This is a genomic window from Aeromonas sp. ASNIH8 (assembly GCF_002919855.1).
GTDB lineage: Bacteria > Pseudomonadota > Gammaproteobacteria > Enterobacterales > Aeromonadaceae > Aeromonas > Aeromonas caviae.
Map to the genome: position 1 here is coordinate 1 of NZ_PQLN01000235.1, position 1,105 is coordinate 1,105.

General features: G+C 48.3%; 1 protein-coding gene. It reads right to left on the bottom strand.

Annotated features, from left to right (window positions below; translation table 11 throughout):
• Window positions 1–956, bottom strand: a 956-nt coding sequence (locus C3418_RS23645) for a hypothetical protein (RefSeq protein WP_219812714.1), incomplete at its 3' end; no start/stop codon positions are given.
• Window positions 957–1,105: the final 149 nt, after the last annotated feature.

Below are 1,105 nucleotides of genomic sequence, written 5' to 3' on the forward strand. Positions count from 1 at the left end.
TCACTTCCCATATCCTTATAACGGCTGGTCACCGCGCTCAGACCATCTGACATTTGCAGGTGGTTGCCAACCTTGCCCAATAACGAACTCGGCATATTTACCGGATTCGTTGCATCGTTTGCCAAAGATGCGGGCGTAGTCAGGACCCCAATACCTGAGAGCATGTCGTTTACGGGTTTTGCTCCGATAACGTCAAGCCCTCTGGCAACACTCTCCTGGCCCGATAAAAGCGTACTGCCAATCACACTACGTTCTGTATTGGACTCAATTTTATTACCAGCAAGGGTATCAATCGTGGTTTGGGTTCGTTGGCCAACGATCCCGCCGCCAGAGCCGCCTTCACCAAGATTCGCCCTTATTGCTGAATCAAGAGAGCCTGAAGCCTTGTTGTGCATGTTGAAACCTTCATGGATACTCTGGAGATCATTCATCCCCCAGCTAACGTTGTAGTGACCCAGCTCGGTGAGGAGGCTTTGAGTATCCGCTTTCAGTTGTTCTTTCTCAGCGCCGGTTGCCATTGTACTGGCCCCATAGGTAAACACGGCTTGTGCGGCCAGCTCCGCCCGTTTGTCATCCGGCTTTTTGGTTGGGTCATTTGCAACCCTGTCAAAATAATTCGGGAGGTTGTTTGATATCCCGCGTATCTGGCTATCTCCGTACATAGAATTCAGTTTTTCGCTGGTATTACCCATGCCTGAAGTAGCATGCTTGCCGCCTATACCAGTTTGAAGCTGGTCGAAAGTTTGGTTGGCGTTCTTAACGTCCTGCCCAGCCCCCTGAATTCTTCCCACGGTCTCATTAGTCACTACAGGGGTATTCTTATCCAACGACGAGAGAACACTTTGGTTTTCTTCGCTATAGGAGTTAGATACAGTACCTTGCTTAATTCCCAGAATCTTTTCTTTCCTTCCTTCTCCCCCTCTCCTCCTTCTCCTCTCTTCTTCCTGCTTCGTCATGACACACAAAATACCACCTATAATGCCAACCAATGTTGATATGTGACGTGGACAAAGCGTGAATGAACCACGTGAACAAATCGCACATGATCACTAACAATCGGCACGCAGAAAAGAAATTAACACAGAAGACTAGAGAAAAAAGAGAC